The following is a 25,650-nucleotide window of genomic DNA, read 5'->3' as shown; positions in this document are numbered from 1 at the left end:
GGCCTTTGCCTGCGCCGCCACCGCCCTGCCCGCCCTGGCGCAGGACTTCAGCACCTCGTTCGAGGCCGGCCAGCCCGCGCCCAAGGCCGCCGCCGGCGGCCTGCAGGTGAAGGTGGGGAACGGACCTTCCGCACCCTATGCCGCCAAGGCCGATGCGGGCTACAGCGGCGTGCGCGCCCTGGGCTATCGCAGCAGCGGTGGGGCCGCGCGCACCGCGCTGTTCAGCACTGATGTGACCATTGGTGCCGATACCACGCTGAGCTGGATGGTGCTGCCGGAAATTGTCGGCGGCGATACCGTGGCCAGCACCTACGTGTCGCTGGACCTGGTGCTGGATGACGGCAGCCGGGTCTCCGCCAGCAGCGTCCGCGACCACCACGGCGTGGCGCTGGGCGCGCAGGCGCAGGGCGACTCGAAAACGCTGTACCCGCAGCAGTGGGCACACAAGCAGGTGCGGCTGGGCGACGTGCCCGCCCTGCGCGGTCGCCGCGTGGTAGCAGTGGAACTGGAAGTGGACAGTGCCGCACAGGCGCCGACCGCCGGCTGGATCGACGACATCCGCCTGGGCGACCTCGCCCGCAACAGCGCGCAGCGCCCCTCCGACTGGGTCCTCACCACGCGCGGCACGCAGTCCAACGGCACGTTCTCGCGTGGCAACAACTTCCCTGCCACCGCCGTACCGCATGGCTTCAATTTCTGGACCCCGGTGACCGATGCCGGTTCGCTGAGTTGGCTCTACCGCTGGAGCGAGCAGAACGATGCCGCCAACCGCCCGAAGCTGCAGGCGCTGGCCCTGAGCCACGAGCCCAGCCCGTGGATGGGCGACCGCCAGACCTTCCAGGTGATGCCCTCGAACACGCGTGGCGTGCCGGAAGCAGACCGTGCCAAGCGAGCGCTTACCTTCTCGCGCGACCACGAAGTAGCCCGCCCGCATCGCTATGGCGTACGCTTCGACAACGGCATCGCCGCCACCATCGCGCCCACCGACCATGCCGCGCTGTTCCGCTTCGACTTCCCCAAGGACGGTGACGCCAACCTGCTGTTCGACAACGTCGACGCGCGCGGCGGGCTGACCCTGGACCCAGCCACGCAGACCCTTTCCGGTTACACCGATACCCGCAGCGGCCTGTCCAACGGGGCCACGCGCATGTTTATCGTGGCCAGCTTCGACCGTCCGTGGCGCAGCAGCGGCACGATCAGTACCGGTCGCCCGACCGGCTACATCAAATTCGACCCGGGCAGCGAGCGCCGTGTGCACATGCGCATTGCCACCTCCCTGATCTCGCTGGAGCAGGCCCGCCACAACCTGGCGCTGGAGCTGTCCAGCGACGACGACATCGAGCGCGTGGCCAGCCGGGCCCAGGATGCCTGGGACGCCCGCCTGGCACGCTTCGACATCGGCACGGCCAGTGACGATGAAAAGACCACGCTGTACTCCAACCTGTACCGTCTGTACCTGTACCCCAACTCCGCGCACGAGAACGTCGGCACCGCCGCCGCGCCGGACTGGCGCTACGCCAGCCAGGCCAGCGCCGGTGAGGACGCCCGCGACGACGCCAGCGCCAGCCGCAGCTACGCGCCGATCCGCGACGGCAAGGTGTACGTGAACAACGGCTTCTGGGACACCTTCCGCACCACCTGGCCGGCCTATGCACTGTTCACTCCGGACGATGCCGGCACCCTGGTGCAGGGCTTCCTGGAGCAGTACCGTGCCGGCGGCTGGGTGGCACGCTGGTCCTCGCCGGGCTACGCGGACCTGATGGTCGGCACCAGCTCCGACGTCGCCTTCGCCGATGCGTGGCTGAAGGGCATCCAGGGCTTCGATGCCGCCGAGGCCTACGAGGCCGCATTGCGCAACGCCAGCGTGGTCCCGCCGGACCGCCATGTCGGCCGCAAGGGCATGCGCCAGTCCAGCTTCCGCGGCTACGCCAGCACCGACACACACGAGGGCATGTCGTGGACCATGGAAGGTGCCTTGAACGACTTCGGCATTGCCAACATGGCCACCGAGCTGGCCAAGCGCGCCAGCAGCCCCGCCGAGCGCGAGCGCTACAGCACCGAGGCCGACTACTTCCGCAACCGCGCCGGCACCTACGCCACCCTGTTCGACCCGGCAGCCGGTTTCTTCCAGGGCCGCACCGAGGAAGGAACGTGGCGGGTGGAATCTGCGAAGTACGACCCACGCGTGTGGGGCCATGACTACACCGAATCCAACGGCTGGACGTTCGCGTTCACCGCACCGCACGACGGCGAGGGCCTGGCCGCGCTCTATGGTGGGCGTGAAGCGCTGGGCAAAAAGCTGGATGCGTTCTTCAGCACCCCGGAAACTGCCGATACGTCGCTGGTGGGCTCCTATGGCGGCGTGATCCATGAGATGACCGAAGCGCGCGACGTCCGCATGGGCATGTACGCGCACAGCAACCAGCCGGCGCACCACATCCCGTGGATGTACCTGTATGCCGGGCAGCCGTGGAAAACCCAGGACCATGTGCGCACGATTCTGGAACGCCTGTACCTGGGCAGCGAGATCGGCCAGGGCTACCCGGGCGACGAGGACAACGGCGAAACCTCGGCGTGGTACCTGTTTGCCTCGCTGGGCATCTACCCGCTGCGCATGGGTGCGCCGGAGTATGTGATCGGCTCGCCGCTGTTCAAGCAGGCGCGCGTCAAGCTGGGTGACGGCAGGGTGCTGACTGTCAACGCGCCGGCCAATTCGCGCGAGAACCGATATGTGCAGTCGCTGAAGATCAATGGCAAGCCGTGGACGAAGACCTGGGTACCGCACGAGCTGATTGCCGCCGGGGCCACGCTGGACTTCGAAATGGGCCCGCAGCCGTCACGCTGGGGGACCGGTCCGGACGATGCGCCGCGTTCGCTCACTGCACCGGGACAGCGGCCGGCGGGCTTGCATGACCTGCTGGGGAGCGCGGCCAAGGCCACGCTGGCCGATGGGTCGGTGGCCTCAGACCTGATCGACAACGATGCCGATAGCGCGCTCGGCATGGGTGATGTCGGGACGGTGACCTTTACCGGGCTGTCCGATGGGCAGGCCACGCTGTACACGCTGACCAGTGGCGAGAGTTCGATCCGTGCGGCGGAGTGGGTGCTGGAGGCACGTACGGCCGGTGGCAGCTGGAAGACAGTGGACCAGCGCAAGGGCGAGGCGTTCGCGTGGGCGCAGCAGACGCGGCCGTTCAGGATTGCCCAGCCGGGCAAGTACGCCGAGTATCGGCTGCGGATCAAGGCGCAGGGGCGTGCGCAGCTGGCCGAGGTGGAGTTGTTGGCACCTGGGGCGCATTGAGCCCGGTTGGGTTTCCGTGGGACGCGCATGGCGCGTCGCTACGGGGGCGGGATATCGGCGGGGTGCCGCGTAGGGACACGCCATGCGTGTCCTCGCGGTGCAGGAACCTGAGGTAGCGCCCGAAAATGGTCGGGCCCGGGGTGGCTGCGCTTTTTCAAGCGCCGCCAAGCCGGGCCACGTGGGCATATTGAGCCATTGCCGCGTTGCAGGGCGGTTACGGCTGTGCGGCGGGGACATTAAACCGGTAGCTGCCGACCCTTGGTCGGCAGGCCGATAAAAAGCAAAAGGGACCGGTGCGTTGCACCGATCCCCTTCAAGGCCTGACGACCAACGGTCGTCAGCTACCGGCCCATCAATTGCCGGCGTTCTTTTCTTCTTCCAGCGTCTTGCGGATTTGAGCGTCCACCGCCGCGATCGCGGTCATGTTCAGAATGCGGCGCGAGGTCGCGCTGGTGGTCAGGATGTGCACCGGCTTGGCCACGCCCATCAGGATCGGACCAATCGCCACGCCGTCAGTGAACACGCGCACCAGGTTGTAGGCGATGTTGGCCGCTTCCAGGTTCGGCAGCACGAACAGGTTGGCACGGCCCTTCAGGGTGCTGTCCGGCAGCAGCTTCTGGCGCAGCGCTTCGTCCCACGCAGTGTCGCCCTGCATTTCGCCATCCACGTTCAGACGCGGATTGCGCTTGAGCAGCAGCGAACGCACCTGGCGCATCTTCAGCGCGTCCTTGGAATCGTGGCTGCCGAAGTTGGAGTGCGACAGCAGCGCCACCTTCGGCTCGATCCCGAACAGCTTCATGCGGTAGGCCGCCTGCAGGGTCGCTTCGCAGATCTGCTCGGCGGTGGGGTCTTCCTGCACGTGGGTGTCGACGAAGAAGAACACGCCCTGCTGGTTGATCACACCGGTCATGGCCGAGGTCGAGGTGACCTTCGGCTCCAGCGGCAGCACGCTGCGCACATAGCCCAGCTTCTTGTGGAAGCGGCCGACAACACCGGTCAGCATGGCATCGGCTTCACCACGCGCCACCATCACCGCCGCGATCAGGGTCGGGCGTGAGCGCATCAGGTTCTTGGCGGCAGCCACGGTCACACCGCGACGGCCGGTCAGGCTGTGGTAGTACTGCCAGTAGTCGTTGAAGCGCGGATCGTCGTTGATGTTGGTGATGTCGAAGTCTTCACCAGCCTTCAGCCGCAGGCCCAGGCGTTCGATGCGCGACTCGATCACGTCCGGGCGGCCGATCAGGATGGGACGGGCAATGCCTTCGTCGACCACGTTCTGCACCGCGCGCAGCACCACTTCTTCTTCGCCTTCGGCGTACACCACGCGCTGCTTGTCAGCGCGCGCACGGTCGTACACCGGCTTCATCATCAGGCTGGTACGGTACACGAACTGTGCCAGCTTCTCGCGGTACGCGCCCATGTCGGCCACCGGACGGGTGGCCACGCCCGAGTCCATCGCGGCCTGGGCCACGGCGGCAGACAGTTCCACCAGCAGGCGGCGGTCGAACGGGCGCGGAATCAGGTAGTCGCGGCCGAAGCTGGGAGTATCGCCATAGGCCGAGCCCAGGTCGCTTGCTTCACGGCGCGCCATCGCCGCAATGGCGTGCACGCAGGCGATCTTCATTTCTTCGTTGATCGCGGTCGCGCCCACGTCCAGCGCACCCCGGAACAGGTACGGGAAGCACAGCACGTTGTTGATCTGGTTCGGGTAGTCCGAACGACCGGTGCCGATCAGCGCGTCCGGGCGCACGCTGCGCGCCACTTCCGGCATGATTTCCGGGGTCGGGTTGGCCAGCGCGAAGATCACCGGGTCCTTGGCCATGGTCTTGACCATGTCGGCGGTGAGGATGCCCGGGGCCGACAGGCCCAGGAAGATATCCGCGCCGTCGACGATTTCAGCCAGGGTGCGCTTGTCGGTGTCGCGTGCGTAGCGTGCCTTTTCCGGGTCCAGGTCGGTACGGCCGGTGTGGATCACGCCTTCGCGGTCGAACGCGAGGATGTTTTCCTTCTGCACACCCAGCGAGACCAGCATGTTGACGCAGGAAATGCCCGCTGCGCCCATGCCGGTGGTGGCGACCTTCACTTCCTCGATCTTCTTGCCGGTGACGACCATGGCGTTGAGCACGGCAGCACCGACGATGATCGCGGTGCCGTGCTGGTCGTCGTGGAACACCGGAATGTTCATCCGTTCGCGCAGCTTGCGCTCGACGATGAAGCATTCCGGAGCCTTGATGTCTTCCAGGTTGATGCCGCCGAAGGTCGGCTCCAGCGATGCAATGATGTCGACCAGCTTGTCCGGGTCGTTCTCGTTGATTTCGATGTCGAACACATCGATGCCGGCGAACTTCTGGAACAGCACTCCCTTGCCCTCCATCACCGGCTTGCCGGCCAGCGGACCGATGTTGCCCAGGCCGAGCACGGCGGTGCCGTTGGAGATGACCGCGACCAGATTGCCGCGCGCGGTGAGCTCGCTGGCCTGCTGCGGGTCGGCCATGATGGCCTCGCAGGCGTGGGCCACGCCCGGCGAATAGGCCAACGACAGGTCACGCTGGGTCAGCATCGGCTTGGTCGCCGAGACCTTGATCTTGCCCGGCGGCGACATGCGGTGGTAATCGAGGGCGGCCTGTTTGAAGTCTTCGTTGGACATCGCGGTTCGTGGACGTGAATGGGCAAGAGGAACAGGGGATCATACCCCCGTTGGCGAGGTAAGACCTGTCGGCAGGCTGTCGCGGGGGTGCTGCGACCGCACATTGATCAGGCCGTGCGCTGGCGTATGCCAACGCAGAATGCCGGCTGCAGATGACAAAAAAAGCAGGGTTACGCCGCCCAAGGGGGGAACGGCGCAACCCTGCAACGCATCACCTGCGGGGGTATTCAGCGGGCCGGAGCCGGCAGCGGAGCCGGAGCGTCATCGGTGACCAGCGGCGGCAGTTCGGCTTCGCGGCCATCCAGCGCCAGTGCCAGGCGGTCGCGGTCCAGGGCGTTCTCCCAGCGCGACACCACCACGCTGGCTACGGCATTGCCGATGAAGTTGGTCAGCGAGCGGCATTCGCTCATGAAGCGGTCCACGCCCAGGATCAGCGCCATGCCGGCCACCGGCACTTCCGGCACCACGGCCAGGGTGGCGGCCAGGGTGATGAAGCCGGCACCGGTGACGCCCGCCGCGCCCTTGGAGCTGAGCATGGCGACCAGCAGCAGGGCGATCTGATGGCCCAGGGTCAGTTCGGTGTTGGTGGCCTGGGCGATGAACAGCGCCGCCAGGGTCATGTAGATGTTGGTGCCGTCCAGATTGAACGAGTAGCCGGTGGGAACCACCAGGCCGACCACCGACTTGCTGCAGCCGGCCTTTTCCATCTTTTCCATCAGCGACGGCAGCGCCGATTCCGAGGACGAGGTGCCCAGCACCAGCAGCAGTTCGGCCTTCAGGTAGCGGGCCAGCTTGAACACCGAGAAGCCGCACAGACGGCACACGACGCCCAGGATCACCGCCACGAACAGGAACGAGGTGATGTAGAACGAACCCACCAGCCAGGCCAGGTTGATCAGCGAACCCACGCCGTACTTGCCGATGGTGAAGGCAATCGCACCAAACGCACCGATCGGGGCGGCCTTCATCAGGATGTGCACCAGACGGAACACAGGGGCGGTCAGCGCTTCCAGGAAGGTCAGCACCGGGCGACCCTTCTCGCCGGTCAGGGCCAGCGCGATGCCGAACAGCACGGCCACGAACAGCACCTGCAGGATGTTGCCATCCACGAACGCGCTGACCAGGGTGGCCGGAATGATGTCCATGGCAAAGCCGGTGAGGGTCAGCTCATGCGACTTTTCCACGTAGCTGTGGACCGCGGTCTGGTCCAGGTCGGCCGGGTTGATGTTCATGCCCGCGCCCGGCTGCACCACGTGCGCCACCACCATGCCCACGATCAGGGCCAGGGTGGAGAAGAACAGGAAGTAGGCCATCGATTTGGCGAAGACACGGCCCACGGTGCGCAGGTGGGTCATGCCGGCGATGCCGGTGACGATGGTCAGGAAGATGACCGGCGCGATGATCATCTTCACCAGCTTGATGAAGGCATCGCCCAGCGGCTTCAGTGATTCGGCGAAGGCCGGCTCGTAATGGCCGAGGATCGCACCCAGGACGATCGCCACCACCACCTGGAAGTAGAGCTGGCGGTAGAACGGCAGCGGCTTGGCCGCAACGGGGGCTGTGGTGGGGACGTGCATGGGAAACTCCGGCAGTGTCACGGGGGATGCCGGCCGCGGACGGCGGCATCGGACGAGCACTTTTTACGCCCCGCGCCGCCGAACGCAGATAACCTATTGGTACTAACCCCCCGGTTCAGCCAACGCCAGTGCCTACACTGGCTCGGCACCGCGCCCCCACGGCGGCGGGTTGCCGCGCCGGCCGGGGCCTAGTGCCCCAACAGTTTTGCCGCTTGCGGCCGTTGTTGTACTGCCCACATTTTTCAAGAAGCAAGCCTAAATCCATGCGCCTGACCCCCCTGTTTCTCGCCCTGACCGCCCTTTCCGCCCCCGTGGCCGCCTCTGCTGCCGGCTACGACTGGGACAACTGGCCGACCAAGGTCGCCTTCAGCGATGGCACCGAACTGGCCGCCACCGGCAATATCGCCTACGACTGGAATCGCTTCTCCGACAGCAGCGGCATTGAAGACGCCGACGCCGTGCGCCGCAAGGAATTTGGTGCCACCCTGAAAAAGAAGGGCGTGTACGACGCCATGGTGTACTACGACTTCCAGGCCGACACCTGGCTGGACGTGTTCGTGCGTTTTGAAAGCAAGGCCTTCTTCGGCAAGGACGTGGGCCGCTTCCGCTTCGGCTACATGAAGACCCCGGTCGGCCTGGACGCCAACACCTCCTCGCGCGCCGGCAGCTTCCTGGAAACCGCGCTGCCCGTGCAGGCCTTCTATGAAGGCCGCCGCACCGGTGCCGAATGGGTGCTGGAACGCCCGCAGTACCTGCTGCAGGTCGGCGCTTACGGTGGCAAGGACCTGCAGGGTGACAACCCCGGCACCACCCAGGCCGTGCGTGCCGCCTGGACCCCGTTCAAGGCCGCCGGCGACGTGCTGCACCTGGGCGTGGCCTATTCGGAAGAAAACCCGCGCGGCTACCGCGACGGTCGTGACGTGCACCATGAAGCCAGCGCCCGCCTGCGCGCGCGTCCGGAAGCCGGCCTGACCGACATCCGCCTGGTCGACTCCGGTGCCCTGGTCACCGCCGACAAGATCAAGCGCACCGGTCTGGAAGGCATCTGGATCAAGGGCCCGTTCTCGGTCCAGGCCGAAGCCCTGCAGACCACCGTCACCCGTGACGGCCAGCCGGACTACACCGGTGACGGCCAGTACGCCATGGCCAGCTACTTCCTGACCGGCGAATCGCGCCCGTACAACGCCGGTGCCGTGGCCAACGTCAAGCCGGCGCACGCCTATGGCGCGGTGGAGCTGCTGGCCCGTTACAGCCGCATCGACCTCGACGACGGCAGCGTGCTCGGTGGCCGCCAGCACGACCTGACCATCGGCGCGAACTGGTACCTCACCAGCCACTTCAAGTTCCAGGCCAACTACGTGAAGGCCGATGCCAGCCGTCGCGGTGTGCACACCACGCCGGAAATGTTTGAAGTCCGGGCGCAGATGCACTTCTGATGTACCCCGGCGGGTGCGCGCAACGCGCACCCGCCATCGCGCCGCGTAAACTTCCGGCATGTACAGCACCTCCCGCAAACGTGCCCTGCTGCTGACCCTGCTGGTGATGGTCGGCGGCACCCTGCTGTCTGCCCTGGTCGCCGGTCGCTATGCCCAGCAGCGCGCACTGGACACCGAGAGCGCCCAGGTGCGCCGCCAGCTGGATCTCTACGCACAGACCCTGCAGCAGCGCATCGACCGTTTCGGCACGCTGCCCCAGGTGATGGCGCTGGACCCGGACCTGCAGGATTCGCTGAGCCGCCCACTGACCGAGGCCGAGCGCCAACGGCTCAATCTCAAGCTGCAGCGCGCCAACAGTGTCACCCGCACCTCCACGTTGACCCTGATCGACCATCGTGGCGTGGCCGTGGCGGCCAGCAACTGGGACCAACCGGCCAGCAATGTCGGCGAGGACTACAGCTACCGTCCGTACTACCAGCAGGCGATGGCCAAGGGCACCGGCCGCTTCTACGGCATCGGCATGACCACGGCCGTACCGGGTTACTTCCTTTCGCAGGCGATCTACGATGCAGGCGGCAAGCCGATCGGCGTGATCGCGATCAAGATCGAGTTGCGCGCGCTGGAGCAGGAGTGGCTGCAGAGCACCGACATCGTGATGGCCAGCGACGCGCACGACGTGGTGTTCCTGGCCAACGGTGACGAATGGCGCTACCGCCTGCTGCGACCGCTGGCCCCCAACGAGCGCGCCGAAATGCTCGCCACCCGCCAGTACGCCGACCGTTCATTGCAGCCACTGCGCAGCCGCACCCTGGACGTGCTGCCTGACGGCGGCCGCATGGTGCGTGTGGAGCAGCCTGCCCTGCCCCGCCCCATGTTGTGGCAGACCTACACCCTGACCGAGCCAAACTGGAAGCTGCACCTGCTGCATGACGCCAGCGCCAGCGGCGCGGTCGGCCGCAGCACCGCGCTGGCTGCCGGTGGCATCTGGCTGGCGCTGTGCTTCCTGTCGTTGTTCATCCAGCAGCGCCGACGCCTCGCCGCGCACCGCCAGCGCAGCCGCCGCGAACTGGAGAGCGTGCTGCAGCAACACGCGGAAGAACTGCGCACCGCGCAGGACGGCATCCTGCAGGCTGCCCAGCAGGCCGACAGTGGGCTCAGCCGCAGCCTCGCGCACCTGCCGCAGGGCGTGGTCGTCATCGACAACGAGCAGAAGCTGGTGGCATGGAACGCGCGCTATCTGGAGCTGTTCCGTTTCCCTTCGGACCTGGTGAAGGTCGGCCGCCCGATTGAGGAAATCTTCCGCTTCAACGCCCGACGCGGCCTGCTTGGGCCGGGGCCGATTGATGAAGCCATCGAGCGTCGCCTCAACCATCTGCGCAGCGGCCGCCCGCATATGCGCGAAAGCGAGAAGGACGACGGCACGGTGCTGGAGATTCGCGGCAACCCGTTGCCGGATGGCGGCTTCGTCACCAGCTACGCCGACATCACCGCCTACAAGAACACCGCGCGCGAGCTGCGCTCACTGGCCGACGCACTGGAGCATCGCGTCGCCGAGCGCACCCGTGACCTGGACGAAGCGCGCCGCGAAGCTGAGCGGGCGAATCGCTACAAGACCCGCTTTGTGGCTTCTGCGGTGCACGACCTGCTGCAGCCGTTGAACGCGGCGCGTATGTTCGTTTCAGTGCTGCGCGGCAAGCTGCAGGGCGACGCGCGGGAGCTGAGCGAGCATGTGGATGCCGCGCTTGCGGCGCAGGACGCCATTCTCAACAGCCTGCTGGATATCTCGCGACTGGAGTCGGGCACGCTGCAGACCAATGTGCGTGCGTTTGCGCTGTCGCCGTTGCTGGAGACGTTGGCCCGTGAGTTCGGTATCGCCGCGCAGAGCCGCGGGCTGCAGCTGGACTGGGTGGACACCAAGGCAGTGGTGGTCAGTGACGAGGCCCTGCTGCGGCGGATTCTGCAGAATTTCCTGTCCAATGCCCTGCGCTATACCCCGCGTGGCCGCGTGCTGATTGGTTGCCGTCGCGACGGCGACCAGCTGCGGATTGAAGTGCACGACCAGGGCCCGGGCATTCCGGAGAGCCTGCAGGGTGAGATATTTGAAGAGTTCCGTCGGCTCAATGACGGCGTGGAGCAGGAACGTGGTGCGGGCTTGGGCCTGGCGATTGTGGAGCGCATCGGGCGGCTGCTGGGTCACCGCATCGGCCTGCGATCCACACTGGGCAAAGGCAGCGTGTTCTGCGTGACCGTGGCACTGGGCAAGGCCGAGGCGGTGGTTGCGCCGGTGCCGGCAGCTGCCCCCGCCGACCCGGGCGATGAAAGCCCGCTGCGTCAGTGCCGGGTATGGAGCATCGACGACGACCCGCGCGTGTGTGCCGCGACGCGTGCGCTGCTGGAACGCTGGGGCTGCAATGTGGAGCTGGCCGACGGCCCGCAGGCAGCGTTGGAGATTGCTTCAGCCTTCAACGTGCCCCAGTTGCTGCTGCTGGATGTGCGCATGGGGGAATGGCGCGGGCCGGATTTGTACGAGGAGCTGTGCTTGCTGTGGCAGGCGCGGCCGCCGGTGATTCTGGTCACCGCCGAGCGCGATGATGCATTGAAGGCACATGCGGCGGAGAACGGCTGGGGCTTCCTGCCCAAGCCGGTGAGGCCACCAGCATTGCGTGCGCTGATGACGCAGTTGCTGGTGCGGCATCGTGGGCCGGGTGGGTGATACGAGTGCGGGGTGACGGGCATGGCCCGTCACTACACGGGATGCATCTGTAGGGACGCGCCATGCGCGTTCGCATGTAGAACGTGCACTCTCATTGCCGTAGAGCCGGGCTCTGCCCGGCTGCGAGCGGAGCCAGCCAACTCAAGGGCCAAAGGACATGGCGCGATTGTTCAAGGACAAGCTGGGCTGCGATGGTGTATCCGTTCTGCAGAACAATGGCGCGTTCAACGATCTTGGCCACTCCTATCTGCACGTCTTCCCGCGCCATGTCGGCGATGGGTTTGGGTGGGTATCGGCTCACAATGGTGGGGATGGTGAGGACGAACTCGTGCGCGTCAAGTCGATCCTGGTTGGCGTCTGTGACGGGCATGGCCCGTCACTACGCAAGGACTCGCCGCTACAAAGTGGTGTCCGGCAAGCGCGATGCAGATCACGCGATGCCTTGCAGGAGCCGCTCCCATCGACTGAGTGGTAGCGCATAGCTATAGCGACCATGGGTGGCGAGATTCTGATTGTAAGCAGGCTTGGCCAGGCCATTGATCAAAGTGGGCCCATCCCTTCCAATCAAGGCCAGATTCCGGTCAAGCGAGGCCACTGTGATGTCCTCGCGATCCACCTCGGACAGCAACTGCATGTAGTTGCGCATCATGTCGCGCATCTCACGTGCGCGCCCACCGAAGTCGTACACCAGACTCAACAGCACAAAGGTGGTAACGATCAAAGCGCACACCTTGGTGGTTCCGGTGTAGCCAGCAGTGACGGCATAGAACGCGCCACTGCTGGCAATCAGCTCGATTGCCTTGACCCCCTTGTCCAGCCGGGCATAAAGCCGCTCGTGAAGGGCGTGGACCTTTGCCTTGAAGCAGATGTCCATCCGGACTTCGTACAAAGAACGCGGGTAGTCGGCATCTTCGGTCATGACTTCACTTCTTGGGCGGCGGTGGAGGCGGGGGCGGATTGCGGGCTGGCGGCGGGGCGTGACTGTGCCTTTCGACGTCGGGCGGTGTGGTTGGGCGGTGACTCTTCTCTTTCATAGCGGATCCTTGCCACGTGATGATCGGATGATTACCAGATCCTACGCCCACGTACTCCACGCCGATGCCGCCCCGGAAGGCATCGAGCCGGACTGGCGCGATCGTTGCATCCTCAGCCCCAACAATCGCGCCGCCTCAGACTTTGTTGGCGTGTCTCACAGGCAAAGCAGCCCAGGATGCCTACGTGTCGTACCTTGCCCAGTGTGCGCAGTGCCTGTCGACGCGAGAGCGCCGTGCCGGATTGATCAGCAGACTGTTGTTATTGACCGTCGTCGTAACTGACGCCTCCGGCTCATGCGTCGGATATCAAGCCGGACGCGCTCGCGCGCGTCCGGACAATTGTGGTCGGCGGTCCTGACGGGCATGGCCCGTCACTACCGGGTTGACTGGGGCGCTACTTGTTCAGGCGTGTGCCCATACCCAGCGCATTGCGGCGCGCGCCCAGCGACGAACGATGCCTCCGTTTCCACGCCGCACGGGCAACTCTGACGGATCGATGAGTGTCAGCACGATTCGCCGGTGGTTGACCCTTACCCGCACGCGGCAGCCGGCTCGGTATCCCCACTGGAACAGCCACATGCCGCGCAGCAGCAGTGACGGTATGGCTTGATCATTGGGAAGGAGGTGACCTGACGACAGCTTGACCCTTGAGATCCTGACCGTTTCTGGTGGAACCCAGGCGAACCCGTACTGCTTCTGCATCGACTCGACTGACTTGCAATCACACATGCGTAAACCCTCCAGGAAGTTCTCCCTCGCCGGAATGGCGAGGGAGTCGGGAGGTTGAAAACCGTCTATCTGCGCACGGCGTGGTGTATTCCCGCGAGGGTGTTGTATTCCACCACCCACCCGACCTGGGACTTCCACGCACAATTTGCAGATAGGGAGTTTTCAAGCTCCGAGGGCACACCATGCGGCAGAAACCATGCGTGCGGTTGCTGCCTGTTTTGGAGGATAGACGAGGTTTGGCTGATGGCGTCAATGATGTGCAGCTATCGACATGAGATGTCGGACTTGGCGCGGAATTGCGGGGGCCATGCGCCATGTGTGACGTAGCGCACTTATCGCAACGTTTCGGCGAAGCGTGGTGGTCGGAGTCGCGAATGGACCGGGTTGCGGTTGGTGCGATGTGGGGACGAACGTGAGGGAGCCCTCGGGCGGTCAAGTTTGTTGTCGCGGCTTCGGTTGGGTGCGCTGCGTTAAAGGACCGACAGGTCGTATCGGCCGTCGTCTTTCGACCGACGCTACCGGGGCATGAGTGCGCTTTAGAGGGTAGAGTGATCATGCACGCGCCCGTTTGCCGGGCGTATTTGGAAAGTGACTGACTAACCATCGAGGCAGGATCAATGGTAAGCGCTGCTTTGCTTTCGGCACTATTGGCGATCGCGCCTGTCGCCGCCGCGATGGCTGTTCCTGATGAACGGCCACCCACGCTCAGTGGGACGTACTCCAGTGTATGCGTGCATCGTGACAGCCTGGACCTGCTTGGACTGGAGCTTTCATTCACGCGCTCGGGTGATGTGACCTACGTGCTGATGCAGCCGTATGAGGGCGAGGCAGGAGTTCCTGAGCTTCTGAAGGTCAGGGCGAGTGGGCCTCGGATGTTTGTGCACTCGGAGAACGCCGGCGACGTGCTTTCGCTGGAGGTTCGCGACGAGGGGCTTGTCGCTGTTTGGCTGAGCGGGCGTGTGGGGGCGTCAGGTGAGCGACGTGAGGAGCTGGTGCACGCCCGCGCGGTATGGAATGGCGAGGAGCCAGGGTACTGCGGAGAGGACGTGGAACCGGGACGGCATTGACGGGCATGGCCCGTCACTACGCTTCGGACGGGGTCATGCGTTATAGCGCCGATGGTTGATATCGGCCGTCGTCTTGCGACCGACGCTACCAGGCCATGTCTGCGTTGAGGCTACGCGCGAGTCGAGTTCAGGCGCGGTGGGTTGCCTCGTAGTGCCCGGCGTCAGGTCAAGTCCGCGCCTGCATCGCCTTCCGGCTCCAGCGCCTTGACCAGAACGGCGGCCTGGGTGCGGCTGTGGCATTCAAGCTTCTTGAGGATGGCCGTGACGTGCACCTTGACCGTGTTTTCAGCCAGCCCCAGCTCGTAGGCGATTTGTTTGTTGAGCAGGCCGTCGGCCAGGCAGAGCAGCACGCGGAACTGCTGCGGGGTGAGCTGGGCGAGGCGTGCGGCGAGCAGGGCGTCGGATTCGCTGCGTTCCGGGGCCATGGCAGGGAACCACAGGCCGCCGTCCAAGACGGCTTCTACGGCCTGGCCGATGGTTTCGGCCGGGGCGGATTTGGGGATGAAGCCGGCGGCACCGAACTGCTGGGCGCGGCGGATGACGCGGGGGTGGTCGTTGGAGGAGACGATGACGACCGGGATGTCCGGGTGGGAGCCGCGTACGTGCAGCAGGGAGGAGAAGCCGCGTGCGCCGGGCATGGTGAGGTCGAGCAGGACGAGCTCGATCTCGGGGTTCTGGTCGAGGGCGGTTTCGAGGGCGGAGGCGCTGGCGACTTCGATGACCTTGGCACCGGGGAGCGATTGGTGCAGGGAGTGGACGACGGCGGCGCGGAGGAGCGGGTGGTCGTCGGCGACTAGCAGGGTCAGGGCATCCATGGGGGGATTGTACGGGGATGGGGGAATTTGGGTTGCCGCCGGGTAGAAGCGCGGATTCGTTTTGGGGTCATGCGTTAAAGGGCCGATGTGCGTTATCGGCCGTCGTCTTGCGACCGACGCTACCAAAGCCGTCCACCCATCACTCTCCTAAGCGGATTACGGGTTCGGGGGGAGCATGCTGCCGCGCCAGGCGTCGAGGAACTGGCGGCGCTTGAGGGCGTCGAGGTAGATCAGCAGGCCGGGGCCTAGCTGGATCGGGCGGTAGCTGCGCTCGGGGGTGCCGCCGGGTTGCTGCGGGCGTTGGCCGGAGAGGATCGGCATCAGGCGGGCTTCACGGGACAGCACCTGCTGGCCGCGTGGCGACAACAGGTAATCAAGGAAGCGGCGGGCTTCGTCCGGGTGGCGGCTGCTGCGTGGGATGATCGCGGTGCGCAGCACCACGAGGGTGTAGTCCTCGGGCTCGATGATGCCCAGCGGCTCGCCGGCATCAATGCGGGCCTGGGCGTAGGAGCCGAGGACGTTGTACACCAGTGACAGGCGACCGCTGCTTACCGCGTCCAGCAGTACGCCGGTGCGTTCTTCCAACTCGACCTGGTTGTCGCCCAGCGCGCCCAGCAACGCGCCGGCCATGCTGCCGCGCTGGGTGTCTTGAGTCGCCAGCAGATAGCCGACGCTGCTGCGCTGCACGTCGTAGGTACCGACCCTGCCGGCCAGCGGGGCATCCGGGGCGCGCAGCAGTTCCAGCAGTTGCCGGCGCGTGTGTGGCACCCTCGCCTTCGGCAGCTGGCGGGTGTTGTAGACCATGGCCACCGGCTCGTAGCTGATGCCGAAGGCCTCATGCCGCCACTGCGCCCAGTCCGGCAGCGCTTCGGTCTGCGCGGATCGGTGGGCCAGTGCGTAGCCGTCGTTGACCAGCTTGGTCTGCAGGTCCATGCCGCTGCTGATCAGCATGTCCGGGCCGTTAGGACCATTGCGCTCGTCCAAGTAACGCGCGTACATGTCCTGGGTGATGATGTCTTCGTAGACGATCTCGGTGCCGGGGTACAGGCGCTGGTAATCAGCAATCACGGTGCCGAACACCTCGATGTCGGTGGAACCGTGGATGCGCAGCTGTGACAGCGCCGGGCCTTTGGCTGGGAAACGCTCTACGTCACCAGGCGCGGCCAACGCGGTGCCTGTGCAGAGGGCCAGCAACAGGGAAATCAGCGCCTTCATGTGTTCCGTCCGGGCAGTGTCAAAGTAGCGACCAGCCCACCGCCGGGCCGGTTGCTGAGGTCAATATGGCCGCCATGGCTGTCCACCACGCGTTTGACGATGGCCAGGCCCAGCCCTGCCCCGCCTGCGGCAGCCCCCTCGCCACGGGCAAAACGCTCGAACACGCGCTCGGCATCGGCGGGCGCAATGCCGGGACCGTGGTCGGCAATGGTGAGCACGAAGCACTTGCGGTCGGCAGTGAGCGCAACCTGCAGGTCGCCGGGACCGCCGTACTTGAGCGCGTTGTCGATCAGGTTCTTGATCGCTTCGCGCAGCAGCAGCGCATCACCGTTGACGCTGGCGGCGGTGACGCCCACCGCGAGCTGCACGCGCGGGGCTGGGCCAGCCTGCGGCAGCGCTTCATGCAAGGCCTGGTGCACGGTTTCCACCAGGTCCACCGGCGCGAAGCGCTGCAGGTTGGAACGGTGAATGACGCTGGCGTCGCTGAGCAGCTGGTTGAGCAGGCGGCTCATATGGGTGGCGTTGCGCTCGATGGCGACGAGGCTGCGCCGCATGTCCTCGGGGTCGTCGTCGTCCAGCGCCAGCTGCGCCTGCGCGCGCAACGCGGCCAAGGGCGTGCGCATCTGATGGGCGGCCTCGGCCATGAACGCACGGAGGGTTTCATTGCTGCTGGACAGCCGGCCCATGAAGCGGTTCAGCGCGGCCACCATCTGGTCCATCTCGCGGGGAACCCGCGCATCCAATGGGCTCAGGTCGGAGGGCTCACGGCGCGACAGCTCGCGCTCAACCTTCACCAGCGGACGGAACGCACGGTGTACACCGAAGGCCACCAGCGCGAGCGACAGCAGCGAAAGCACGCCGATCGCCAGCAATGAGCGGTTGACCATGTCCTGCGCCAAGGCCTCGCGTGCGCGCCGGGTCTGGCCGACCTGCACGCGCACCTCCACCTGGGTGGACGGCGAAGACACGCGACGCGATACCACCACGAAGCGCACGGTTTCACCGCTGTACTGGGCGTCGAACAGCTGCGGCAGATCCGTCGGTTCACGCGGTGGTGCAGGCAGGTCCTCGTAGCCGGTCACGGTCTGGTTGTGGGCGTCGAACACGCGATAGAACACGCGGTCTTCCGGAGCCATCGACAGCAGGTCCAGCGAGGCATATGGCAGGTCCACCTGCCACTGCGCTTCCACCAGCGCGACCGAATCGATGATCGAAAGCGCTGACGACACCAGCAGGTGGTCGTAGGAGCGGTTCGCAGCACGCTGGCCGTAGTCACGCGCGGCGAACAACAGCGCCACCGCGAACACCGCCAGCAGCGCGCCCAGATACAGGGTGAGCGTGCGCCGCAGCGAGCCGGGCGCGGCGTCAGCGGCTGCCATCGCCCGCCTCTTCCGCCGCTTCCAGCATGTATCCACTGCCGCGCACGGTGACAATGCGCACCGGCGCATCGGCCAGCTTGCGGCGCAGTCGACCCACGTAGAGCTCGATCGCATTGGGACCGGCTTCGTCATCGAAACCGAACAGGCCGTTGGCGATCTCGTCCTTGCCGACCACCTGCCCCAGCCGACCCATCAGGATCTCCAGCAGCCGGAACTCACGGTTCGGCAGTTCAATCGGCGTGCCATCCAGCGATACACGGTGCGAGGCGTTGTCAAACTGGAAGCCGCCAATCTGCACCACTTCGCTGGCCTGCCCGCGTGCGCGCCGCAGCAGCACGCGACAGCGCGCCTCGAACTCGCGGAAGTCGAACGGCTTGCCCAGGTAATCATCCGCGCCCACGTCCAGCGCCTGCACGCGGTCTTCAATGCCGTCGCGCGCGGTCAGCATCAGCACCGGCGTGGCATCGCCACGCTCGCGCATGCCGGCCAGCACGCGCAGACCGTCGAGCTTGGGCAGACCGATGTCCAGCACCACCAGGTCGAAGCTCTGGTAGCGCAGCACGCTGGCGGCGGCCAGACCGTCGTTCTGCCAGTCCACCGCATGGCCGCTGCGGCGCATGCGGCGGACGATGGCGTCGGCCAGGTCCGGGTTGTCTTCCACCAGCAGGATGCGCATCGGCCACACACGTTCAAAGGTGCCCAGATGCTAGCGCGTAGCGGGCCCTCCGTGGTTACGTTGCGGCGCAACAATGGCTGACAGGTGGATGACAGCTTCCGGGCACTAGGCTGCGCCATCCCACCTCCCCCACGGTGCGGATGTTTCGACCTACAACGTACCTGGGAGGGTGCATGTCTCTTGATTTCCTGCGCTGGCGCGGGCTGGCCGCCTGCACTCTGATGATTCCCATGGCCCCGCTGTGGGCCGCCGAACCGGGCAATGACGAACGCCCGGTGACCGCTACGTTTGGCGGCCGCCTGCATCTGGATTTTGCCGACTTCGACAACGACAACCGCGGCACTCCGAACAAGGACGACACCGAGATCCGCCGTGCCTGGCTGGATATGTCCGGCAAGTTCTTCGTGGTCGACTACAAGTTGGAAGCCGACTTCTCCGGCGACCGCGTAGAGGCCAAAGACGTCTATGTGAGCCGCGACTTCAGCGGCGGCAAGCTCACTCTGGGACAGTTCAAGCAGTACTTCTCGCTGGACGACCGCACCGGTTCCAACTACGGCAGCTTCCTGGAACGCGGCAACGCCGGCACCACCCTGGCTCCGCTGTACCGGCTGGGTGCGTCCTGGCAGGCCGCACGCAACGACATGACCTGGGCCGCCAGTGCGTACAGCCTGGAAAGCATTGACGCCTGGCAGGTGAAGGGCCGCGCCGCCGGTGGCCGCGTGACCTGGGCTCCGGGCGCTACAGCCGGCGACGTGCTGCACCTGGGCCTGTCGCTGGCGCACGAGCGCTACGACAACCCGGGCGCGAATGGCGTGCCGGGCTTGAAGATCCGCCCGCGCCCGGCCGGGCACCTGAGCGACAACAGCCGCCTGACCCTGGTCGACTTTTCGGCCGGTCGCGACACCGACGTCAACAAGTGGTCGATGGAATACGCGCAGGTACGCGGGCCTCTGTCCTGGCAGGGCGAGTTCAGCGGGGCCACCTTCGACGACGGCATGCAGCGCGGCAAGGTGCTGGCCGGCTACGGCATGCTCAGCTGGTTCGTCACCGGCGAATCGCGCGCGTACGACAAGAAGACCGGGCGCTTTGCCCGGGTGAAGAACATCCAGCACAAGGCCGGTGCCTTCGAACTTGCACTGCGTTACGACCAGATGCGCGGCGACCAGCACCTGATCGGCCAGCCGGACCTGCGCGACGGCCGCACCGAGGCGTGGACCCTGGGCGGCAACTGGTACATGCGCCCGAACCTGCGCTTCATGTTGAACCTGATTAACAGCCGTAACCGCGACCGGCTTGCGGGCACCACGGTTGACCACACCCGCGCGGTCACCGGCCGCCTGCAGTTCGATTTCTAACCCTACGCAACAAGGAGTCCGCAGATGATGCTCAGCATCCTCGGCTTTGGCATGGTCATTACGTTCATGTATTTGATCATGAGCAAACGGCTGTCGCCGCTGGTGGCACTGATCACCATTCCGATCATCTTCGCCCTGATTGGCGGCTTTGCCACCGGGCTGGACGAAATGATGCTGGATGGCATCAAGAAGATCGCGCCGACCGGCGTGATGCTGATGTTCGCCATCCTGTACTTCGGAGTGATGATCGACGCCGGCCTGTTCGACCCACTGGTGCGGATCATCCTGCGCCTGGTCAAGGGCGACCCGATGAAGATCGTGCTCGGTACCGCCGCACTGGCGATGCTGATCTCGCTGGACGGTGACGGCTCCACCACCTACATGATCACGGTGTCGGCGATGCTGCCGCTGTACCAGCGCCTGGGCATGAGCGCGTTGAACATGACCTGCGTGACCATCCTGGCCGGCGGCGTGATGAACCTGACGCCGTGGGGCGGCCCCACCGCACGTGCGGCCACCGCGCTGCACGTGGACCCTGCCGATGTGTTCGTGCCGCTGATTCCGGCGATGGTGCTGGCCTGCGCCTCGGTGCTGCTGCTGGCGTGGTACCTCGGCCTGAAGGAGCGTCGTCGCCTCGGCGTGGTCACCCTGCCGAGCGGTGGCACCTGGATGGACGCCAGCGTTTCCGATGATGGCGCGCTGCCCACCGTGGAAGACGCCGAGGACACCAAGCGGCCGAAGCTGCTGTGGGTGAACTTCGCGCTGACCCTGGCGCTGATGGTGGCGCTGGTGATGGGTGTGCTGCCCATGCCGGTGCTGTTCATGGTCGGCTTCGCGATTGCACTGGTGATCAACTACCCGAACCTGGCCGAGCAGCGCCGCCGCGTGGTCAACCACGCCGGCAACGTGCTGTCGGTGGTGTCGCTGATCTTCGCCGCCGGCATTTTCACCGGCATCCTCAACAACACCGGCATGGTTGAAGCCATGTCACGCAGCTTCCTGGCGGTGATTCCGGATGCCTGGGGCCCGTACCTCGCGGTGATCACCGCAATTGCCTCGATGCCATTCACCTTCTTCATGTCCAACGACGCGTTCTACTTCGGCGTGCTGCCGATCCTGTCCGAAGCGGCCGGCAACTACGGCATCACTCCGGTGGAAATGGCACGCGCCTCGCTGGCCGGTCAGCCGGTGCATCTGCTCAGCCCGCTGGTGCCTTCGACCTACCTGCTGGTCGGCTTGGCCAAGGTGGATTTTGCCGACCACCAGAAGTTCACCCTGAAGTGGGCGGTGATGGTGTCGCTGGTGCTGATGGTCGGCAGCCTGATCTGCGGCCTGTATCCCTTTGCTTCCTGATTGCTGACAGGAGAAATTCATGACGCTTCGCATCGCATATGTAACCAGTGGCATGGGCAGTGTGGGCACCGCCATCTGCCAGAAGCTGGCCCGCAACGGCCACACCGTCGTGGCGGGTTGTGCACCAAATTCGCCGCGCAAAGCCGCCTGGCTGCGCGAGCAGCGTGAACTGGGCTTTGATTTCATCGCCTCCGAAGGCAACGCGGCCGACTGGCAGTCCACCGTGGCAGCCTTCACCAAGGTCAAGGCCGAAGTCGGCGAGATCGATGTGTTGGTGAACAACGCCGGCGGCAGCCGCGATGTGCTGTTCCGGCAGATGAGCCAGGACGACTGGAACGCGGTGATGGGCTCGAACCTGCATGCGTTGTTCAACATCACCAAACAGGTGATCGACGGCATGACCGCGCGTGGCTGGGGACGCATCGTGAACATCGGTTCGGTCAGTGCGCACAAGGGCCAGATCGGGCAGGTCAACTTCGCTACCGCGAAGGCGGCCATGCATGGCTTCAGTCGTGCACTGGCCAACGAAGTGGCCACGCGCGGGGTGACCGTGAACACCATCTCGCCCGGCTACATCGCCAGCCAGTCAATCAGCAGCTTCCCGCCGGATGTGCTGGACCGCCTGGCCGGGTCGGTGCCGATCCGCCGGTTGGGCAAGCCGGAGGAAGTGGCCAGTCTTTGCGCGTGGTTGGCGTCGGATGATGCGGCGTATGTGACCGGCGCGGATTACGCGGTGAACGGCGGATTGCACATGTTTTGAAGCGTACCGACCAACGGTCGGTACCTACCATGGAACGTCATCGGCACGTGAATCGGTAGCGCCCGACCGTTGGTCGGGCGGCGCGCAGCGCGCTACTCCGCCGCCAACTGATCCATCCGGATCCTATTGGCAAACAGCGAAAAGGCCAGCATTCCGGCGAGCCCGTTGGCGCGGCTCACCCAATGCGGCAACCAGCGCGGTGGGCGCAGAATGCCCTCTTCGAAAAGCGGCGCGAAGTCAACTGCATCGGTCAGCGACATCTTGCCGGCGAACAGCCACCGGCAGTTCTGCAGGCGATCTTCAGCCAGCATGTGACGGAAAAACGTGTGCACCGACACCAGTCCACGCAGATACACGGTGTCCTTGGTAAACGCCGCCCCACCCGCTGTGGGAACACCACGGAACACCCGCTGCGCCGAAGCAAAACTCTCTTCATGGTTCTGCCCGGCATCGCAGAAGTAGCGGAACACCTGGATGAAATCGGCACCTTCGCGCGCCATGGCAATCGCCTCGGTGCGCAGGCTGATGCGTTTGAGCCGCTCGATGTCGATGCTGCCGGTGATCTGCTCGGCAAAGGTGGCCAAGCCCTCCTGGGTCGCGGTTACGCGCGGTGACGACAGGGCCAGGCTGGGCAGGTGCGGCTGTTCGCGACCGTTAAGCGCAGTCAGCGAATGCACCAATGCTTCATGGTGGAACAGCTGCGCCCGGTCATACGCGCTGAAGCGTGCACTGGTGCGCAGGCGGATGCGAGTGGGACCCGCAGCGGCTTTGGAGATCAGGTCCGGGTCCAGCTGCACCTGGATGATGCGCGACTCGAAGAACGCATCCAGATCACTCTGCAGCTGCAGCATCAGCGCGGTGGCCGACACCGGCACCTGCTCTTCGGGGGCCAGCAGCTCGTGGTCCAGCTCCTGCGCGATCTGGATGAAATGGCGCGCCGCTTCACGGGTACTAGGTCCGTGGCCGGGCAATGGCTGCTCCGGCGCGCCATACAGCTGCACCGAGTATCCATCCACCGCCGTAGTGCCCAGTGATTCCAGCAGCCCAGCGGCCAAGTCCCAGCTCTGCGCGGAACGCTGCACGTACTGACCGAGCGGATGGCTGGCGTCGCACTGGGCGCTAATCCTGGCCAGCGCCTGCCGGGTACCGCCGAAATCCAGCTTCGGGTAGTCCACCTGCGGCAATACCGGCTGTCCGCGCGCCACGCTGGCCAGGAACGGGGCCTGCAGCGCGGCGGGCCAGCTGGTCAGCCCCAGCAGTTTGATGTCACCAACGGCTTCGACCAGCTGCGCATCCAGCTGGGTGTGGTAGGCCACGTCACGGTCCGCGGTGATCGGAGCGGTGTTCATGGGCGGACATTAACAGGATCAATGACTTCGGTGGGCAAAGGCGACAGCTTCACTTGCTTGCGACTATTTTTGGCCTACATTAAGGACATACTTAGCCACGCCGAGCCGCCATGTGCTCCTCCGCCAACAGCTTCCGCGCCCTGCTGCGCACCGCGCCGCTGACAGAACGGGTCCGGATCGAACGCGAGGGCGTCCCATATCAGGTGGTCAAGGGGCTGATCGACGACGTGTTTGAAAGCAGCGCCGATTTCCAGGTGTTCGTGCGAATTCCCAAAGCCACCTTCACCAAGAAGATGCGCGACAAGGCGCTGTTCGGCGGCACGCCCGGGCAGTCGGTGGTCGGCCTGATGGAGCTCATCAACAAGGTCGAGGACATGCTGGCGGCTGAAACCGACAATCCCGAGGCGCGCAACTTCGATGTGCAGAAGTGGGTCGGTGAGTGGATCCAACGGCCGCAGCCCGCCCTGGGCGGGCTGGCACCCGCGGAACTGATGGACACGCCCAGCGGACGCGCCTCGGTGATGCGGGTACTGGGGGCCATCCAGAGCGGTGCGTATCAGTGAAGCTGGCGCGGATTGGCTCGACGGGACCTACCTGGCGGCCTGAGGATCTCAGTGGGGTCGGTGCAGCTTACTCACCGGGACGCTGGAACAAGCCCGGGCAGGCCGTGGTGTACGCCGCGCCTACGCTGGCCATGGCGGTGCTGGAAACGGCGGCGCACATCGATGACAGCGGGCTGCCGCTGAACAAGTATGTGATCGAGATCGATGTGCCGGACGATGTGTGGGCGGCACGGCGGATCGTCAGCGCCGATGCCCTGCCCGCTGGCTGGGATGCCATTCCGCATGGGGTGGTGTCGGTGGAGGCTGGGTCGGCGTGGTACCTGGCGCAGGGTCAGGCGCTTGTGGAGCTGCCGTCGGTGATCGTGCCGGAGGAGACGGTGGTGCTGATCAATGCGCAGCATGCGGATGCACAGCGCCTTTCTGCGCGGGCAACAAGACGATTGCAGTACAACCTGTTGTTTCGGGCCCGCTAATCAACGCCGGCGCGGCTTGCCGGCCGGGCGGAACTGCTGGCCCCTGCCCTTGCCGCGCTCCTGCGCGGTCTCAGCCTGGCGAACGGCCAGCTTGGCAGCAGCCGCAGCCACTTCCTCCTTCAGCTTGAAGTAGTTGAGCAGACGCTCTTCGTCCAGTTCGCCGGCATCAATCGCCGCGCGCACCGCGCAGCCGGGTTCACTCTGATGCGCGCAGTCGCGGAACCGGCACTGCGCGGCCAGCGCTTCCACGTCGGCAAAGCCGCCCTCGCTCAAGGCTTCTTCGCCGGTCGGCTTGAGCTCGCGCATGCCGGGGGTATCGATCAGGCAGGCACCGGCCGGCAGTGGCATCAGCGCGCGGTGGGTGGTCGTGTGCCGACCCTTGGAGTCGTTGCCGCGCACGTCGGCGGTTTTCATCCGCTGCTCGCCGAGCAGGGTGTTGGTCAGCGTGCTCTTGCCGGCACCGGAGGAACCGACCAGCACCACGGTCCGGCCCGGGCCCAGCCACGGCAGCAGCGCGCCGGCACTTTCCGGGTCCTTGCCGTTGATTGCCAGCAGCGGAATGTCCTGCGCGGCCAGTTCCTCCAGAACGTCCAGGGCGTCCTGGCTGTATTCGGTCTGGTCGGCCTTGGTCAGCACCACCACCGGCTGCGCGCCGCCCCCGCCCACCAGCAGCAGGTAACGCTCGATGCGACGCGGGTTGAAGTCGGCATCCAGTCCGCAGACGATGAACACGGTATCGATATTGGCCGCGATCACCTGCTGGTGGTAATGCTCACCGGCCGCGCCGCGCTTGATCGCGGTGCGCCGGGGCAGCAGCGCGACAATTTTGATGCCGTCCAGCAGCACCCAGTCGCCGACGGCGGCACGCTCATGGCTGGGAAAGCGCGGGCGCTGCCACTCGGCCGGTGACTCGGTCTTGAGCGCTGCATCCGGGGCGTCGGCCACCACATACCCGGTGCGGTGCTGCTCGATCACCCGGCCCGGACGGGCCTGCGGGTGCGCCTTGAACAGGTCCTGCCAGGCGGGCAGTTCAGGCGCGCCAGACCAGGGCCAGCCAATGGTCTGCAGGGCGGGGTAATCGATCGGGTCGGTCATCCTGCGCATTCTACCTTGAGGCATGGCCGGCAACTGCCTGCCAGCGCTCAGGATTTACCTCGGGAGAGGGCTTGCCCCGCGTCGCAGCATTTCCGCTACCATGCGATTTCCAT

Annotated in this window: 18 protein-coding genes; 8 read left to right on the top strand and 10 right to left on the bottom strand. The window is 65.6% G+C overall.

All coding sequences use genetic code 11. The features are described from left to right. Positions 1 to 3,301 (top strand): GH92 family glycosyl hydrolase (locus tag EGJ34_RS06210; RefSeq protein ID WP_148100477.1); only part of this gene is annotated, 3,301 nt, incomplete at its 5' end. 352 nt (positions 3,302 to 3,653) lie between these two features. Here EGJ34_RS06210 and EGJ34_RS06205 read toward each other — a convergent pair. Together EGJ34_RS06205 and EGJ34_RS06200 are read right to left on the bottom strand one after the other, a co-directional pair. Beyond that, positions 3,654 to 5,948 carry an NADP-dependent malic enzyme gene (locus EGJ34_RS06205; RefSeq protein ID WP_125359631.1) on the bottom strand — a complete coding sequence of 765 codons (2,295 nt, stop codon included), beginning with the start codon at positions 5,946 to 5,948 and terminating at the stop codon, positions 3,654 to 3,656. A gap of 227 nt (positions 5,949 to 6,175) precedes the next feature. Next, a complete protein-coding gene (locus EGJ34_RS06200; RefSeq protein ID WP_125359630.1) occupies positions 6,176 to 7,525 on the bottom strand; it encodes a dicarboxylate/amino acid:cation symporter in 1,350 nt (449 codons plus the stop codon). 263 nt (positions 7,526 to 7,788) lie between these two features. Here EGJ34_RS06200 and EGJ34_RS06195 point away from each other — a divergent pair, with 263 nt between their 5' ends. Together EGJ34_RS06195 and EGJ34_RS06190 are read left to right on the top strand one after the other, a co-directional pair. Continuing rightward, positions 7,789 to 8,961 (top strand): porin, encoded by a 1,173-nt coding sequence (locus tag EGJ34_RS06195; RefSeq protein ID WP_125359629.1) that lies wholly within the window; start codon positions 7,789 to 7,791, stop codon positions 8,959 to 8,961. A 58-nt stretch (positions 8,962 to 9,019) separates the two neighbouring features. After that, positions 9,020 to 11,674, top strand: a complete 2,655-nt coding sequence (locus tag EGJ34_RS06190) for a PAS-domain containing protein (RefSeq protein WP_125359628.1) — start codon at positions 9,020 to 9,022, stop codon at positions 11,672 to 11,674. Between the two features lie 91 nt (positions 11,675 to 11,765). Here the strand turns inward: EGJ34_RS06190 and EGJ34_RS06185 are convergent, their stop codons facing one another. From EGJ34_RS06185 to EGJ34_RS06155, 6 genes are all read right to left on the bottom strand, one after another. After that, positions 11,766 to 12,044, bottom strand: coding sequence for a hypothetical protein (locus EGJ34_RS06185; protein WP_125359627.1), 279 nt, complete (start codon positions 12,042 to 12,044; stop codon positions 11,766 to 11,768). Between the two features lie 60 nt (positions 12,045 to 12,104). Beyond that, positions 12,105 to 12,593, bottom strand: a complete 489-nt coding sequence (locus EGJ34_RS06180) for a hypothetical protein (protein WP_125359626.1) — start codon at positions 12,591 to 12,593, stop codon at positions 12,105 to 12,107. 2,072 nt (positions 12,594 to 14,665) lie between these two features. Then, positions 14,666 to 15,319, bottom strand: coding sequence for a response regulator transcription factor (locus EGJ34_RS06170; protein WP_125359624.1), 654 nt, complete (start codon positions 15,317 to 15,319; stop codon positions 14,666 to 14,668). Between the two features lie 156 nt (positions 15,320 to 15,475). Beyond that, positions 15,476 to 16,534, bottom strand: a complete 1,059-nt coding sequence (locus EGJ34_RS06165) for an ABC transporter substrate-binding protein (RefSeq protein ID WP_125359623.1) — start codon at positions 16,532 to 16,534, stop codon at positions 15,476 to 15,478. Continuing rightward, a complete protein-coding gene (locus tag EGJ34_RS06160) occupies positions 16,531 to 17,913 on the bottom strand; it encodes a sensor histidine kinase (RefSeq protein WP_125359622.1) in 1,383 nt (460 codons plus the stop codon). The genes EGJ34_RS06165 and EGJ34_RS06160 overlap by 4 nt, the downstream gene beginning before the upstream one ends. Then, entirely contained in the window at positions 17,900 to 18,589 is a 690-nt protein-coding gene (locus EGJ34_RS06155) for a response regulator transcription factor (RefSeq protein WP_125359621.1), read from the bottom strand. The genes EGJ34_RS06160 and EGJ34_RS06155 overlap by 14 nt, the downstream gene beginning before the upstream one ends. A 173-nt stretch (positions 18,590 to 18,762) precedes the next feature. On the opposite strand from EGJ34_RS06155, the gene EGJ34_RS06150 reads away from it, so the two are divergent. From EGJ34_RS06150 to phbB, 3 genes are read left to right on the top strand one after another with little or no spacing between them, the layout of a single operon-like run. Then, a complete protein-coding gene (locus EGJ34_RS06150) occupies positions 18,763 to 19,944 on the top strand; it encodes a porin (RefSeq protein WP_125359620.1) in 1,182 nt (393 codons plus the stop codon). Positions 19,945 to 19,971: 27 nt separating this feature from the next. Continuing rightward, positions 19,972 to 21,297, top strand: a complete 1,326-nt coding sequence (locus EGJ34_RS06145) for a CitMHS family transporter (protein ID WP_125359632.1) — start codon at positions 19,972 to 19,974, stop codon at positions 21,295 to 21,297. A gap of 19 nt (positions 21,298 to 21,316) precedes the next feature. Beyond that, positions 21,317 to 22,057 carry an acetoacetyl-CoA reductase gene (gene phbB, locus EGJ34_RS06140; RefSeq protein ID WP_125359619.1) on the top strand — a complete coding sequence of 247 codons (741 nt, stop codon included), beginning with the start codon at positions 21,317 to 21,319 and terminating at the stop codon, positions 22,055 to 22,057. A 92-nt stretch (positions 22,058 to 22,149) separates the two neighbouring features. Here phbB and EGJ34_RS06135 read toward each other — a convergent pair whose 3' ends face one another. Next, complete coding sequence (locus EGJ34_RS06135) at positions 22,150 to 23,406, bottom strand: flavohemoglobin expression-modulating QEGLA motif protein (protein ID WP_125359618.1); 1,257 nt, start codon at positions 23,404 to 23,406, stop codon at positions 22,150 to 22,152. 110 nt (positions 23,407 to 23,516) lie between these two features. Between EGJ34_RS06135 and EGJ34_RS06130 the strand changes: the two genes are divergently transcribed. Together EGJ34_RS06130 and EGJ34_RS06125 are read left to right on the top strand one after the other, a co-directional pair. Then, positions 23,517 to 23,969: an antitoxin Xre/MbcA/ParS toxin-binding domain-containing protein gene (locus tag EGJ34_RS06130; protein ID WP_125359617.1), complete on the top strand. Its 453-nt coding sequence runs from the start codon at positions 23,517 to 23,519 to the stop codon at positions 23,967 to 23,969. Beyond that, complete coding sequence (locus EGJ34_RS06125) at positions 23,966 to 24,442, top strand: RES family NAD+ phosphorylase (RefSeq protein ID WP_125359616.1); 477 nt, start codon at positions 23,966 to 23,968, stop codon at positions 24,440 to 24,442. Before EGJ34_RS06130 ends, EGJ34_RS06125 begins: the two co-directional genes overlap by 4 nt. Here the strand turns inward: EGJ34_RS06125 and rsgA are convergent, their stop codons facing one another. Next, positions 24,443 to 25,537 carry a ribosome small subunit-dependent GTPase A gene (gene rsgA / locus EGJ34_RS06120; protein WP_185750077.1) on the bottom strand — a complete coding sequence of 365 codons (1,095 nt, stop codon included), beginning with the start codon at positions 25,535 to 25,537 and terminating at the stop codon, positions 24,443 to 24,445. Between the last annotated feature and the right edge of the window lie 113 nt (positions 25,538 to 25,650).

The organism is Stenotrophomonas sp. 278 (genome assembly GCF_003935715.1).
Lineage (GTDB): Bacteria > Pseudomonadota > Gammaproteobacteria > Xanthomonadales > Xanthomonadaceae > Stenotrophomonas > Stenotrophomonas maltophilia_AH.
Note: the sequence above shows the minus strand (reverse complement) of the source record. Positions and strands in the feature narration are given on the sequence as shown.